11 protein-coding genes, 1 tRNA gene and 3 pseudogenes are annotated in these 14492 nt (G+C 71.7%); 10 read left to right on the top strand and 5 right to left on the bottom strand.

Features of this window, described 5'->3' with window-relative positions; translation table 11 throughout:
* The first annotated feature begins 226 nt into the window (after positions 1-226).
* A complete protein-coding gene (locus tag HYE82_RS24735) occupies positions 227-1357 on the top strand; it encodes a DUF4132 domain-containing protein (protein ID WP_179176356.1) in 1131 nt (376 codons plus the stop codon).
* Between the two features lie 997 nt (positions 1358-2354).
* On the top strand, positions 2355-2534 hold the full coding sequence (locus tag HYE82_RS39370; RefSeq protein WP_179176357.1) for a helix-turn-helix transcriptional regulator: 180 nt from the start codon (positions 2355-2357) through the stop codon (positions 2532-2534).
* A 178-nt stretch (positions 2535-2712) separates the two neighbouring features.
* Here HYE82_RS39370 and HYE82_RS24745 read toward each other — a convergent pair whose 3' ends face one another.
* Positions 2713-3519: a hypothetical protein gene (locus HYE82_RS24745; RefSeq protein WP_179176358.1), complete on the bottom strand. Its 807-nt coding sequence runs from the start codon at positions 3517-3519 to the stop codon at positions 2713-2715.
* Positions 3520-3536: 17 nt separating this feature from the next.
* Positions 3537-3765: pseudogene (locus HYE82_RS38410) on the bottom strand (IS110 family transposase); the annotation flags it as partial.
* Between the two features lie 659 nt (positions 3766-4424).
* Here HYE82_RS38410 and HYE82_RS24750 point away from each other — a divergent pair.
* The 3 genes from HYE82_RS24750 to HYE82_RS24760 all read left to right on the top strand — a co-directional run bounded on the left by HYE82_RS24750 (position 4425) and on the right by HYE82_RS24760 (position 6979).
* Positions 4425-5462, top strand: coding sequence for a helix-turn-helix domain-containing protein (locus HYE82_RS24750; RefSeq protein WP_179176359.1), 1038 nt, complete (start codon positions 4425-4427; stop codon positions 5460-5462).
* A gap of 177 nt (positions 5463-5639) precedes the next feature.
* Positions 5640-5972, top strand: coding sequence for a hypothetical protein (locus HYE82_RS24755; protein WP_179176360.1), 333 nt, complete (start codon positions 5640-5642; stop codon positions 5970-5972).
* Between the two features lie 888 nt (positions 5973-6860).
* Positions 6861-6979 (top strand) — tRNA-Gly (locus HYE82_RS24760).
* 367 nt (positions 6980-7346) lie between these two features.
* Here the strand turns inward: HYE82_RS24760 and HYE82_RS24765 are convergent.
* Both HYE82_RS24765 and HYE82_RS24770 read right to left on the bottom strand, forming a co-directional pair.
* On the bottom strand, positions 7347-7763 hold the full coding sequence (locus tag HYE82_RS24765; RefSeq protein ID WP_179176361.1) for a hypothetical protein: 417 nt from the start codon (positions 7761-7763) through the stop codon (positions 7347-7349).
* Between the two features lie 9 nt (positions 7764-7772).
* Complete coding sequence (locus tag HYE82_RS24770) at positions 7773-8519, bottom strand: hypothetical protein (RefSeq protein WP_179176362.1); 747 nt, start codon at positions 8517-8519, stop codon at positions 7773-7775.
* A gap of 136 nt (positions 8520-8655) precedes the next feature.
* Between HYE82_RS24770 and HYE82_RS24775 the strand changes: the two genes are divergently transcribed.
* The 4 genes and pseudogenes from HYE82_RS24775 to HYE82_RS38415 all read left to right on the top strand — a co-directional run.
* On the top strand, positions 8656-9429 hold the full coding sequence (locus tag HYE82_RS24775) for a Crp/Fnr family transcriptional regulator (RefSeq protein ID WP_309144439.1): 774 nt from the start codon (positions 8656-8658) through the stop codon (positions 9427-9429).
* A gap of 196 nt (positions 9430-9625) precedes the next feature.
* On the top strand, positions 9626-12115 hold the full coding sequence (locus HYE82_RS24780; RefSeq protein ID WP_179176363.1) for an ATP-binding protein: 2490 nt from the start codon (positions 9626-9628) through the stop codon (positions 12113-12115).
* 35 nt (positions 12116-12150) lie between these two features.
* The gene (locus HYE82_RS24785) at positions 12151-12396 is read left to right on the top strand and encodes a hypothetical protein (protein WP_179176364.1); all 246 of its coding nucleotides are present in this window, start codon (positions 12151-12153) and stop codon (positions 12394-12396) included.
* Between the two features lie 32 nt (positions 12397-12428).
* A pseudogene (locus HYE82_RS38415) lies at positions 12429-12566 on the top strand (IS481 family transposase); the annotation flags it as partial.
* Between the two features lie 256 nt (positions 12567-12822).
* Here the strand turns inward: HYE82_RS38415 and HYE82_RS24790 are convergent.
* Positions 12823-13530 carry an SDR family oxidoreductase gene (locus HYE82_RS24790; RefSeq protein WP_179176365.1) on the bottom strand — a complete coding sequence of 236 codons (708 nt, stop codon included), beginning with the start codon at positions 13528-13530 and terminating at the stop codon, positions 12823-12825.
* Positions 13531-13822: 292 nt separating this feature from the next.
* On the opposite strand from HYE82_RS24790, the pseudogene HYE82_RS24795 reads away from it, so the two are divergent.
* Positions 13823-14492, top strand: a pseudogene (locus HYE82_RS24795) (DUF4173 domain-containing protein); the annotation flags it as partial.

The following is a 14492-nucleotide window of genomic DNA, read 5'->3' on the forward strand; positions in this document are numbered from 1 at the left end:
CCCCACGACCCCCGAACCCGAACTGGCCGCCTGACCCTCCTCGCCCACCCCAGGCCGGAGCCCCAAGCTCCGGCCTCCGGCGTTCCCGGCCCATGAACAGCAGGAAGGGGGACGGGAACACCGCCGCGTTCGTCGCTGGGTCCTCCCGACGTCGCCGCCCGTCGGCCGGCGGCCGCGGGTGCGCCCGGCGCCGTCGCTGTCAGAGCCGTCCGACATGATCGAAGACATGAACGATGACGTCGCTGCCCTGTTCGACCCCGGCAACGGCTGGAGCGCCCGCACCCGCGAACGCCTCACGGACCTGCCACCGGAACTGGCCGAACTCGTGCTGCACCTCGCCACCTCCGACGTGTTCTGGAACTGGCGCTACAAGGTCGACACCCCGTGGAAGCGCCGCACCAAGGCGCTGCTCAAGGCCGACGGCGCCGACGGGCTCGTCCGCCACGCCGTGCGCGAACTCGCCGCGGGCGGCTCGTTCCACGACCAGGACGATCCCGACCGCGTCATCCGCGAGCTGGGGCAGCTCAAGCCCGCCTCCCCGGCTCGCCCGCTCGCGATCGGCTTCCTCCTCGCCGCCGGCTGGCTGCGCGCGGACACCGACGGCCTGAGCGCCGACCTGGCGCTCGTCGCCCGCAAGAACTCCCAGGCCATGGACACCTACCACCGCGTGGACCACGACATCGCGGGCGCCGCGTTCACGGCCCTCGGCGACCTGCCCGGCCCGGACGCCATGGAGCAGTTGTGGGACCTGCACTACCGCATCCCCACCGCCCTCCACCCGCGGAAGGTGCTCGTGAAGTCCGTGAAGCGGGCCGCCGCCCGCCTCGGCATCCCCGCGCACGAGATCGCCGAACGCACCGTCCCCCGCCACGGCCTGGAAGCCGACGGCACGATGACCGTCGGCTGGATCGGCCGGGGGGTGCTGTGGTGGAACGCCTCCGTCGACGCCGTCGTCACCCTCCACGACACCGGAACGGTCACCGTCGACTGGTCCGACGGCGGCGGCCCCGCCACCCGCACCACCGCCCCCTTCCGCACCCCGAACGGCTACAGGACCCCCATGAGGGCCGACTGCATCAACCTGGTGCGCCGCTACGCGCAGGACATCGGCAAGACCCTCGCGGCAGAGCGCATACGCCTCGAATCCCTCGCCGGCGACGCCGACCGGACCTGGTCCTGGCGGGACTGGTCCCGCTACTACCGCGACCACCCGGTGACGGGCGTGGTGACGCGTTCGCTGGCCTGGGAGTACCGGCTGCCCGGCGAGGAGACCCACCGGCCCCTCGACCCGGCCGCGGCAGCCGACGCCGTACCCGCCACCGCACGGGTGCGCCTGCGCCCCGCCGCAGCCGGCTGAGCTCCTGTCCGCAGAGCACCGGAGCGGAGCGGACGCCTTGGCGCCGAACTCGCCACGGACAGGGACAGGGACAGGCACTCTCCGGAGGGCGTCCGCGCGGGTCAACCAGGCGTTCGCGCCATGACGTGCCGAGCCCCCGCCGCGACCGGCCGGTCCCGCGCCGATCGGTCGCGGCGCCGTGTGTCGGCACGAGTACGCCGACACGGCGGTCGCCGAGGCCCGGGCCCGGGGCGCCGTCTTCCAGTACTCCCATGCCATCAGCACCCGCGGCAACGCGAACGCCGGCATGGGCCGCATACCGGACTGCCGGGCGGATGCCGAGGCCGCCCTGGAGGCACTGCAGGAGGTCGGGGTTCCGCTTGGAGCCCTCGTCGAGGCCCTGACCCGGCAAGGCCGGATCGACGAGGCGCAGCCGCTGCTCGACCGCAGTGGCCTGAACGGACACCTCCAGCCGTACTGGATCAACGCTCCCCCTGATCGCCCGAGGCCGGCTCCGCATCGCCCAGGACCGGCCGCAAGACGCACTCGCCGACTTCCTGGAATGCGGTGCCCGGACCGGGGCCCGCAACATGCCTGGACCCGGCTTCTATCCCTGGCGGTCCGAGGCGGTGCTCGTCCACGCCCGGCTCGGCCGCGCCGACGAGGCCCTCCGGCTCGCCGAGGAGGAAGCGGAACTCGCCCGAGCCCGGGCCGTGCCCGAGATGCAGGGCGTCGCCCTGCGCGCCCTCGGCCTGGTCACCGGCGGTCCCCGCGGCTGCGATCTGCTCGACGCGGCGGTCGGGATCCTGAAGCAGTCGCCAGCCCGGTTTCGGTACGCGCAGGCGCTCGTCGACGGGGGCTCGTCGGAATCCACTGCGGCCGCGTCACCGAAGGCCGCGCCGACCTGCAGGAGGCAGCCAGCATCGCCCACGCATGCGGAGCCGACGGCCTCGCGGAGGCGGCGCTCCGCGAACTGCGGGCGCTCGGCGACCGGCCGCGTACCCGCACCTTCCAGGGAGTGGAGGCGCTCACCCCGACCGAGCGGAGGGTCGCCGCGCTCGCGGTGGAGGGCATGACCAACCGGCAGATCGCCGAGCTCCTCTTCGTCGGGCTGCGCACCGTTGAGATCCACCTCACCCACGTCTATGCCAAGCTCGGCATCAAGGGACGCCGGGAACTCGCGGGCGCCCTCGACTGACCGCGAACGGCGGAGCCCGAGGCGGGGCGAGGAGGGGACAGGACGCTCCGGCCCGGAGAGGGGAGACCGAGCCGGAGCGGTGGCCGGGCCGCACGACCTCGCACGTCGTGGTCACTCCGGACAGCTCCGCTCGCAAGGAGCGTGGGAGTCTGCTCGCACGGCTGGTCGTCCGCCGGCGTTACACGTCCAGTGCGGCGAAGGCCGCTTCGAGGAAACCGTCCGGCAGGCCCGTCCCCGTCCAGGTCCAGTCGGAGGGACTCACCGCCTCGGCGGCTTCCTCAACGGCCCAGCCTGCGCTCGCGGGGTCGTCCGCGGGCAGGCCGAGGTCGACCACCGCCCAGGACGCCAGTGCCCCTACCTCCAGGTACTGCCACCATTCGGCGTCGTCCCACCCCAGGCGCCGGTCGGCCCTGCCCGTCCAGGCCGTGCGGAAGAGCAGGGCGAGCGTGTTGCGTGGATCTGCCGAAGAGGCTTCGACGGCGCACCGCACGGCCCGCACGTGCTCCAACTCTGCGGCCCAGGGATGCATCGCGAAGAATTCCAGGTTGCCGCGGAGGGTCGCTCGGAACGCTCTCCCTCGGCCACGGTTCCAGTGCTCGGCCGGCGTCCACAGGCCGCCCGGGCCATTGCCGAGCCGTGCGGCCCGGGCCTCTGCCGTGACGTCGCCGAGCACCGCATCGCGCCATCCGAGCCCGTACGCCCGCTGGGCGGCGACGATCGCGTGGACCTGACCGTCCGTGGCCGGCGCGTCGAGAAGCGCGTCGTCGCAGCCGCCCCACAGCGCGGCGAGCGCCGCGGCGACCGCCTCCGTGCAGCGTGCGTGCAGATCAGCCTCGGGTACGCGGGTCCAGGGCAGCAGGGCCGGATGGGTCCTGTCCCACAACTCCCGCACCGTCATGTCCTGCGCCATGGTCCTGTCCTCGTCGATCGGAATGCCGGTCGGCGACCCCATGGTGCCCGCCACGCGCGCAATCGCCGAATGCACCGCCCTCGGAGTTCCTCGATCCTTGCAGCGAGGAGTCTCCGCTGGCCAAGGACGGATTGGAGCGAGCTCGCGAGGCAGGGTACCCGGGAAGGTGACGGTCTGTTCGTCGAGTGCGGTGGAGACGTCACCGACCAGCCGTTCGGCCATTCGCCCTGCCTTCGGCCGTATCAGGGGTGATCGACGGCGCCTTCCGGCTTTGCGGATCTGGGTCGGTGAGCCGAACTGGTCCAGCAGTCTGCCGAGCGCACCCGTGCCGTCAGCGAGGCCCTCGGGCTGCTGCAGATGCCGGTCGCACCGCCGTTGCCCTGCTGCCGGCACGTCCGGAGCCGTTCCCCGATCCCGCCCGGAGCCGGACGCCCCGCCCCGGGCGGATGCCGGTGACCTCGGTGCTCCTGCAGACGTGTCGGGGCTTCCAGAAGGGCGCCCCCGACAGGGAGTCCCCCATCGACCCCTGAGCCGTTCGGCCACCCGGAGCCGGGACGGACGACAGCGCCGGGCCGCCGGGGTCGACGGCGACAGCGACGGCGGCCGCATACCCCGCATCCACCTGCACGTCCGCCAGCAGCCACCGAGCAAACGGCGGCGGGTTCATGACCCGTTCCCACGTACACCCGGTCCGTCCGTCCGGCCGGCCCTTCCCCGGCGCCCTTGAGGTAGGCCCCTTGCGAGCCCAGCACTGGGTGAAGGCGGCATGCCGGTCCTGTGGGAGGAGAGCCTCCACTTCGCGACGGGCTCAAGAACCCCTTTCGGCGACGGCCCCGACCAGCCGCCTCTGGTCGCGGCCTCGTGCGTGCGGAGTCGGCCGCGTACCTCAGAGGCTTCGGCCACGCCCTGCGCTCGAGCGCTGTTGGAACTGGCCGAAGACGGACTTCTCGAAGTCCGTCAATGACCAGACCATGACAATCGTGGAGCAATCTTCGGGGGACATCACACCAGTTGTGCTAGACGCGTCAAGCACAGAAGTACCAGTTGAGGACCGATTCGACTGGTGGTGCGACGCCGTCGACCGCAACATCGCCCCGTTCGAGATCCTCACCGCTCACACACGTGACTACCGGGCCCGGATCCGAGGTGTGGACCTGGGCACCACACGTGTCGCCAAGTACTCCTTCGCGCCCTTGCTCGGGACCCGGTCCCCTGCGCACATCCGGCGTGGGGACCCGGAGACCTACACCCTCGTGATGGTCAACGGCGGTCCGCTCCAGGCGAGTCAGCGCCGCAACGAAGCCGCGATCGAGTCCGGCGGTTTGATCCTCTTCGACACCTCCCACCCGATGAAAGCCTGCTACCCGGGCAGTTACGGCCGCCCCTGCGAGGCCACGTTCCTCACACTCCCCAAGAACCTGTTCCCCCTGCCCGCCGGTCGGACCGACCGCCTTCTCTCCCAGCAGCTTTCCCCCGCGGGGGTAACCGGCACCCTCATGTGCCAGTACCTCACCACCATGGTCGACCGGGCCGCGGACCTGGGTCCGGCGACGGCCCACCGGCTCGGCGCGGTCGCGCTGGACCTGGCCGCCTCGCTGGTCGCCGACCACCTCGACGCCGCCCCGCTACTCCCCACGGAGACCCGCCGCCAGGTCCTACTGGCACGGATCAATGCCTTCATCGATGGCAACCTCGGCGACCCCGACCTCAGGCCGGCCCATATCGCAGCGCACCATCACCTCTCGGTCCGTGCTCTGCACCAACTCTTCCGGACCGAACCGGAGACCGTGTCCGCCACCATCCGGCGCCGTCGGCTCGAGCGCTGCCGCAGGGACCTCGCCGACCCCCAGCTGCGCGACCATCCACTCGCCGCCCTGGCCGCGCGGTGGGGGTTCCTCCTGCCCGCGGAGTTCAGCCGCGTGTTCCGGGCGGCTTACGGGATGACGCCTCGCGAGTTCCGTCACGAGGCCGCCGTACGCCGCGCCGCCCGCCGCATGCCCGATGAGTCGACTCCCTGAGGTCCGCGACGGACCGCGTCTGCGCCGGAGAACAAATGGCTCGGCACGGATCCACAAGAGAATCAACCGCTCCGGTCCGAGGATGAGAACCCAGTACCGGGAGGACACACCACCCGGTCCCGAGCGGGAAGGGGATCGACCATGTTCCGCAGAAGGCCGACGGCCAGGAAGACGGAGATGTCCGCACAGCGGCGATCGGCGCTGGCGGCGGCTGCCATCACGGCGGCGGGTGCCGGACTGTTGGGCATGCCGGCAACCGCTTCGGCGGCCCCGGCATCCCTCTACAACTGCACCTACGGCTACGTCACCGGCAGCCTCGGACACAAGGGCGCGGCAGTGACCTACAAGGGTGGGGCGAACGACTACTTCTTCGGGTCCATCGACTGCCAAAGGTTCGACAACGGCTACGTCTACCACCACGAAGGCCCCATAGTTCACGCGGGGCAGACATCGACGGCGTGGTGTGACTACAACGCCAAGGTGATACGCGTCTTCTACACCGCTGCCTGAGTCGTTCGGCGAACTGGCCTTGCCCGTTCCCGACATCCGTCGATTCTCCTCTTCGCGGACCGTCGCAGCCTGTCGGTGAACCGCAAGGTCAGTGCAGCGGTCGGCAGACGTGCCGGAGGTCCGGACCAGGAAGGCCAACGCGGGATCTCCGGTTCCGGCAAGCCCCGGGCGCCTGGCCGGCACGGCACGGCGTCGTCAAAGCAGCCACGAGAGCCGGTCGAGGAGGCCGTCGCGGTCGCGTACGGGCCGGGGGCGCGAGCTGGCCATGGATGGCCACGTCGGCGTCCGTGACGCAGCCGGAAGGATCCTCGCGAGGCTGGGCCGCGCGAAGAATGGGCCGGCCGAGGCACCTCCTGATCGTGCAGGTCCAGAGCTCCCTCGGCTCGGCCCCACTCACGTCTGGGAAACGAGCCGCAGCCCCGAACGCCTTCGGGGACCTGGCCGCGGTTCCGTGAATGATCTTGCACTCCAGGTCGTGCCCCAGGCCGCTGACGCGGCCTTCAGGTCTTCGTGGATTTGCCACTGGGTACTGTTGCGCCAGGTTGTGGAAGAGCCAGCCGGCGAGCAGTCCCCGAGTGTGATGAGCCGCGGCTCCCTCCACTGCTGAGCAACCACGGCGATCGAGGCGCCGGGACTGGTCAGGATCCAGCTGGCCTTGCCTCCCGCGATCGTGGCTGGCCTCGTTCACGTGAAGCAGCAGCGACTGGTCATCGCTTTGGGCAGCAGTTGACGATCTTGAGCGCTGCGGATGTTCACCAGAGATGGCTCTGGCACAACTTCTGTGGACCCGTGGCAGCGGTTGCCGGTGTCCCGGATAAAGATTCGTCCGCAGAGAACGGTGCCTCTACCCTGAGTCGGAGCGGGAGTGCGCGCATTCCCGCAGGCTGCGGTGCCGTGGCAGAGCGGCCCATTGCGATCGACGTGGAAGAGGTCCCTCCCACGGCGACTGACGGAGACGGGGCGGACCTGCTCCCATCTGTCCGCGGGTTCAAATCCCGTCGGCACTGCAGCCGACCCGGACTGAGTCCAGCGCACGGACCTGCCGCGTCGCGCCAGGCCACAGAAGTTGTGCCAGAGCCCCAACGATGACGGCCTTCGCGGGCGCAGGTCGGTACAGCGACATGGACTCCGATACGCCCTCTTGGACGTGAAGTCGCCTGGGAGTCGTGCGGACAGTTCGGGACATCGAGTGGGGTGACGGCCCTCTGCCCGGAGGGCGGGGGACCGTCGAGCAGGAGCCTGCGCGGTCAGCCGGCCGTGGCGGGCGCCGGAGTACGGCCTGCTCCTCAATCCGTGAGCACCAACCCTGCCTTCGGCAGCCCCTATCGCCCTACCGGAAGCCGGCATCCGAACGGAAACCCAGACGGCGGGAAACTAGCTGATGTGCAGATTGCCGTGCTGGACGGCGTAGATCGCCCCGGAGCCGTGCGCCGTGTTGTTCTGGGTGACGTCGGCCGCAGGCCGTTCCACGGGCGGCGGTACCGCGTCCGTGAGCTCCCCGATCAGCTGTGCCAGGGCTGCCCGGCCGGCCGGGTCCTGGCCGAGTTCCTCCAGTAGTTCCCGGGCCCACGCGCGTACGCGTTCACGCCGGAAGTCGTCGGGGGACGCGGTCCCGCCGAGGTCGGCGGCGTCCTCGTCGAGCCGCGCTTCGAGGGCCGCCCGGCGGCCTCGGTCGGCCCGGTGGAGGAGCGCGAGGACGGAGCCACGAGCGCTCTGCCACAGGTCCGCGGTCATCGCTGCCACGATCGCCTGGGCTCCGGCTTCCGCCAAGGTGGACAGTTCGGCGTCCATGGGGCTCCTTCAGGTCCGTCCGTGCACATGGATGTTCTGGGTTCCGTACTGGGTCGCGTAGACGGCGCCGTTGCCCGACGCGGTGTTCACCATCCGTGCGGTGCGGTGCGCGGGCGGCGGGTCCTGCGGCGATCCCACGTTCTCCGCATCGGCTCCGTGCTGCCGGGGGTCGGGGGCCGACCCGGCGAGGTGGAGCCAGGCGTCCGTCGTGTACTCCTTCTCCGCGACCGCAATCCGATGGAACGACTCCGGATCGATCCCGGGATAGCCGTGCCGAACGGTCTCCTCGTAGACGTGCTGGGACACGATGAGCGCGGTCGTCACCTCGGGCGGGGCCGCCGCCAGCGCGCCGCGCACCGCCGCCGCGTCGAGCAGCCGGGCGAGCACCTCCAGCGGTCGGCCGGTGACCTCCCCGTCCGTGGCGGCACGGACCTCGCCCGCGTGCAGCGCCGCACGGACCCGGACCTGCGTCAGCGGCCCGGCGGTCCGATTGTGGGCACGGAGGCGGATGGCGAGTTCGTGGACGAGGGGGTGGATCAGGCGGGCCTTGGGGACCCCGGCCGGCGCGACCACCCGCAGACCGTCCCCGAGGTCGCTCGTCGAGCACGCCGCCCAGTCGATCCCGCTCTCCTCGAAGGACTCGCTGAGCGCCGTGCGCAGTGCGTCCCGAATTTGCCACAGCGCGACATTGCCCCGCCCGGCCGAACGCTCGATGTCGACGGCGAGCAGAGCCCGGTACACGAGTACTTCTTCCACGGGGCCTCCTCGAGGATGCGGATGCCGCAGTCACGGCACCGGCTCGTCCAGCCGTGACCAGTATGAGCCGCGCAAGTCGCCAACTTCCCGTATCCGTACGGTGTTCATTCCGTGCGACGGTGACGGGAGCGGCAGAGTGGGCAAGCAACACCTCATGACGGACGAGGAGCGGGAGCGGGAGCGGGAGTGGGAGCGGCACGGCGCCGGCGATGCGCCGCAGCCGCCCGACGGGTGGGGATGGACGGCGGCGAGTCTGCTCGGCGGTCTCCCCGGGGACGCTCGTGGTCGGCTGCTCACTCTCGGCACGCGCGTCCAGTATCCGCCGGGCCGCGTGCTCATCCGCGAGTCGGACATCACAACCTCCGTGCGGATCCTGTTGGACGGCGTGGTGAAGGTCACCGGGCGCGCCCAGGACGGCCGGGACGCGCTGCTCGCCGTACGGATGGGCGGGGACCTGGTGGGCGAACTCGCCGCACTGGACGGGCAGCCCCGTTCGGCGACCGTCACCGCCTGCGGAGCCGTCAACGCCCGCACGGTGCCCCGGGCGCAATTCCTCGACTGCCTGCGGCGCGATCCCGTCATCGCGCTTGCCGTGAACACTTCCGTCGTGTCCAAGCTGCGCGTTGCCAACGCGCGGCGGATGGATCTCACCGGATGCGACGCCGCCACCAGGCTGGCGCGGGTGCTCCACCACATCGCCGAGTCCTACGGGGAGCGGTCCGGCCGGCGCGCGGTCATCCGCTGGCCGATCACCCAGCCCGAACTGGCAACCCTGGCCGGCACGGCGGAGCCCACCGTACACAAGGCTCTGCGCGGGCTGCGGGAAGCCGGGATCGTGTCGACCGGCTACCGATCGATCACGGTAGAGGACCTGGACCGGCTGAGCGCCCTCGCCCATTCCGATTCCTGACGGCTGCGGAACGCCGTTCCGATGACTGTGCGAACCGGAAGATCCCTTGGCAGAAAACCATTCTGGTAAGACATCGTGCTCCGGACACGTCGCTATGGTGACGCCTCGGAGCAACCCGCCGAGGCGCGGGTGCGTGGCGTCGTGCAGGCCGTGCCGGCTCTGCACCGCAGGACACGGGGGTGCGATGGAACGGCGGATGGACGACAACGCACAGGACCAGGACCAGCACCAGCACCAGGAGCACGGCTCGGAGGCAGCGGCAGCCGGGTACCGGATCGACATCGGCCGTGACGCCACCGGCCCGGTGATCGCAGGTCACCACAACGTCGTGGTCGATGCACACCACGGCTCGACCGTGACCCTGCTCATGGAGCCTCAGCGGCCGCGGCCCGTGCGCCGGGAGCACATCGGGCTGCCACCGCGGCGTCGGCCGGCCCCGCTCGGCCGGGAATCAGAACTCGCCACGCTGGCCGAGGCCCTCCGGGGCGGCGAACCCGTCGAGTTGTGGGGGCCGCCGGGCATCGGCAAGAGCACGCTCCTGCGGCACGCGGCCCTCACCCTGGAACCGGGACCGGACGGAGTGGTGTTCCTGAGCGCCACCCACCGCGAAGCCGGTGACCTGGCGCAAGAGATCTTCGAAGCCTGCTACGAAGCCGCTGGATACGCCCCTTCGGGACCGGAACTACGTCGGCTGATGGCAGGCCTCCGGGTGACGGTCTACATCGACAACGCCGAGCTGACCACCGAGGAGCTCCGGGACCTCATGGACGCGGTCCCCGACGCCTCGTTCGTCTTCGCGGGCAGGGAACGGGCGCTGCCGGGCGAGAGCGTGGCCCTGGAGCTGGCAGGGCTGGACCGCGGTGCGGGAGTGCAACTGCTGAGCCGTGAGGCGGGCATACCCACACCGGCGAGCGATGGCCCCGCCGGAGAACTCTGGAAGGCATCGGCTGGTCACCCTCTGCTCCTTGTGCGGGCCGCCGCTCTGACGCGGCGCGACGGTACGGGCGCCGGCGTCCTGCCTGCACCCGGTGCACTGGCGGATCTCGTTCCGCTGCTCCTCGGGCAATTGGACCCGGACGCGCTGGGCGGCCTCCGTCTGCTGGCCACGCTGTCCGACGCCGAACTGGCCCCGGTGCACGTCGGCGCGCTGGCGGGCGTGCCGGATCCGGCCGGCGTGTGCGGTCGTCTGGCCGCTCTGGGACTGGCCGAGGCCACGGAGCGCGGGTACCGCTGTACGGCGGATGCCGCGCGGGTGCTGCGCGAGCGGCATCCTGTGGGGTTTCCGGTGGAGCGTCTGTGCGACTACTTCGCCCGGTGGGCGACGCGCCGTACGACACGGCCCGAGCAGATCGCCGACCATGCCCGCGCCCTGGAGATCGCGGCCGAGCTCGCGGAGCGGGCCGGGCGTCCGGACCTGGCGGTATCGGTCGCCTGGGCCGCTTCGCCGGGCCTGGTGCGGTCCCTGCGGTTCGGCTCGTGGGGGCGGGTGCTCCACCGCGGCCGGATCGCCGCCCGGCAGTCCGGCGACCAGCAGGCGCTGGCCTACTTCACCCACGAGGAGGGCATCCGGAAGCTCTTGACGGGACGCCGGGTGCTTGCCGGGGTCCTGCTCGGGGAGGCGGCAGTGCTGTGGCGACAGCTCGGTGACACGGCAGGCGTGCAGGCAGCCCAAGGAGCGCAGCAGTACGCCCCTGCGCAGCCGTCGCCGCCGGACCCGACGCTGCCGGCGGGGGACGGCGGATCGGGTTCCGCCGCCGCAACGGACGCACCGCACCTCCCCGCCGACGGGGGCACCGCCTACGTGCCGCAGGACGCGTCCGCATCGGCAGCCACCTCTACGACGCCCACCTCCGGACCGGATGCTCCCGGCCAGCTCACCGCCCCACCGACCTCCGCCTCAACGCCGACGCCGACCGCACCGGACCACCACGGCGACGTGTCCCCCATGTCTGTGGACCCCGGAGCGGGCTCCGGTACCGCGGCGGGCGCGGGCCCCGACCCCGCGGCGGCGCTGCCGACCCCCACCGCACAGGCGACCGCCCCGCCGGCGTCGGCGCCGCCGGGTGCGGATCAGCTCGGCAGCGTGGGCCTCAGCGCGGGAGGCGGCCAGGGCGGAGCCGCGCTGACGGGTGCAGTCGCCGCGACGGCGCCCGGGGCATCCGCGGTCACGACGTTCTTCGTGGTCGTGGCCGTCGCCGTCGGCTTCGTCATCGCGGCGATGGCGGTCACCGAACGGAGCGAGCCCGACGGCCCGTCGGGAGCGGCCGGGCTGTCGCGGAGCGCCAGTCCCACGAGGCTGCCGGTCATTCCGGTGCCCAGCACGACGCGTACCCGAGAACCTGCGAGACCGAGCCCCACCCCGACCGCGCTGGCCGGCCGCTGGAGGACCGACAGGGGCGGGACGGCCGAGTTCGAGCAGAAGTCCCCCGGCGTGTACACGCTGGGGATCCAGGTATCGAAATGCGGCGTCCAGTACACGATGGAATTCACCGGATCGTCCGGGAGGTACCGGTCGCACGACGAGCGATTCTACGACCAGGAGTGCAGGCTTGTCGGCCATGTCACGTCTGAGATCTCGGTGAGCAGCGGCGGCTCGCGCGCGCTCTGGACGCGCACCTATCCGCAGGTACCGGGCCAGGAATGCCTGACCTGCGACACCACGATGAGCCTGACACGCATCCCATGAAAGCCCGTGAAGCGCACGTGAGGGAGGAACCCACCATGGCGTCGCAGCCCGGCTCGGGCGACCAGTACGTGATCCGGATCGGCCGTGACGCCTCCGGACCCGTCGTCGCCGGCCACGACATCAAGGTCGAGGTGCACCGACCGGCCGGAGCGCCGGCCGAACCTGAGGCACCCGACACCATGAACAACACCGCCAACGACCACGCCACCGCCTACACGGTCATGAACGGCGAACTGCACGTCCACCAGACCGAAGCCACCGAACCACCGCGAGGGGAGTGAGTCGGAAAGTCCCACCTGGACCGGGCCGCCGGCAGCCCGTACGCCGCCGCCACGAACCGGACCGGCCTGGCGAACCGGTCCACGTCGACGTCAAGAAGCTCGGCAACATCCCCGACGGCGGCGGCCACAAGACCCTCGGCCGTCAGGCCGGCCGAAGGAACCGTGCCAGCGCCGGCCACAGCCACATCCACACCGCCGTCGACGACCACTGGGGGCGCGGGGAAGAACCCGGCGAAGAACATCTCCATCGCCTCCGAGTGCCCCCGCCCGGCTCCAGGCCGAGAGCGGTTTCTCCGACGTACCGCCGAAGGACGTGACCCGCGAACGGATGCGGGAGTTCGCGGCCGCCCGCTACAACGGCGGCCCCCACTGCGAAGGCAGCGGCGCGCAGGCGTACGGTCGCCTGTTCGACGGGAATCTGGACGTCTACCAGGCCAGTGGTTCCCCGTCCCGGAAGAAGCCGCCGGTGGGGCCGGAGTCGGGCAGGGTGGCAGCCCAGACGACGCCGGCAGCGCCCTGTTCGACAGGTCCTCCGCCTGGGCCGCCCATGTCGGTGGCGATCCAGCCCGGACAGACGGCATTGACCAGGATCCGCTCGGCGCGCAGCTCGTCAGCGAGCTTGCGGGTGAGGGCGTTGAGGGCCGCCTTCGAGACTCCGTAGGCAGGGGTTCCGCCCGCCATGTGTTCCAGGGATCCGGACTCGCTGGAGACGTTCACCAGGCGGGGGTGGGCCGAGCGGCGCAGCAGCGGCAGGAACGCCTGCGCGGTCCGCCAGGCGCCGAAGAGGTTGGTCTCCAGGGTGCGGCCGACCTCGTCGAGGCTGACGGAGACGGCGCGCTGGGTGGTGTCGTAGTTGACGGCGGCGTTGTTGACGAGGACGTCGAGGCGCTCGAACTGCGCCTCCACGCTGCGGGCGAGGGCACGGACGCTGCCGTCGTCGGTCACGTCCAGTGGGTGTGGCAGAAGGGCGCCGGGCACTTCGGAGCCCAGGCTGACGGCGGCCTGTTCGGCATCCTTCAGGCGGCGGGCGCACAGCAGGACGGTGTGGCCGAGCGCGGCGAGCTGACGCGCGGTCTCCCGGCCGATTCCCCGGTTGGCGCCCGTGACCAGCGATACCGGCGCGATGGTGCTCATGTCTTCTCCTCGGCGGGGACGATCAGGACCCGGGAAGCACGTTATGCCGTCGCCCTGCATGCACAGATCGGGCCCGAGTCGCAGTCGGGTTGCGGCCTTGGACGCAGCCCTCATGGACCGCTGCACCCGGGGACCGCCGATGTGGCCCGCTGCGGTCGGATCGCAGTCGGGCGAAAGAGCCCGCACCACCGTTCACGGATTGTCGCGATCTTGCCACAAGGGTGAGTTGAATGTGTTCAAAACGCGGTGGTGCGTGCCTACGCTGTCCGCTCCGCACTATGGGAGGGACCCGATGTCAGAGAACGCCGACCACGCCGAACAGGCGAAACCGGGCGGGCCTGCCGAGGCCCAGCTTCCGCCGGCCCAGCTTCCGCCGGCCCAGCTTCCGCCGGCTCCGCTTCCGCCGGCTCCGCCCCAGCCGACCGCCCCCGGCCTGCCCGGGCACGACCCGGCCGCCTGGCACGCCTGGCAGATCCAGCAGTACCAGCTGCGTCGGCAACAGGCCCAGGAGGCGGCCGCCGCGAAGGCGGCCGACTCGATGTGGCGGCGGATCCGGCCCGCCGAGGCAGCTCCGATCCACACCGTCACCCTGGCGGCCGTGCCCGCCGCCGGCCTGGCCACCGCCGCCGCCCTCGGGGACGGCATGGGCCCCGGGCTGCTGCTCGCGGCAGTGCCCGCCATGGTGGCCGCGTACGCCGCCGCCCGCGCGGCCGGGCGCAAGGCCCGCCCCTGGACCCTGGTCTGGGTCGTCGGCTGCGTGGCGCTGCTCGCGGTGCCGGCGCTGCGGGACTCCGCCTGGCCGTCCACACTGGCGATCCTCGCCGCCGTACTGCTGGCCGCGCTGGCCCTGCACGGAACCCGCCGGTGGCCCGGCGTACTGCTCGGCCCGCTCGGCTTCCTCGACAGTGCCGTCACCGGCGTCGGCTGGGCCTGGGCGGGTGTACGGGCGCGCGGGGGCGGGG

Source organism: Streptomyces sp. BR123 (genome assembly GCF_013401435.1).
Classification (GTDB): domain Bacteria; phylum Actinomycetota; class Actinomycetes; order Streptomycetales; family Streptomycetaceae; genus Streptomyces.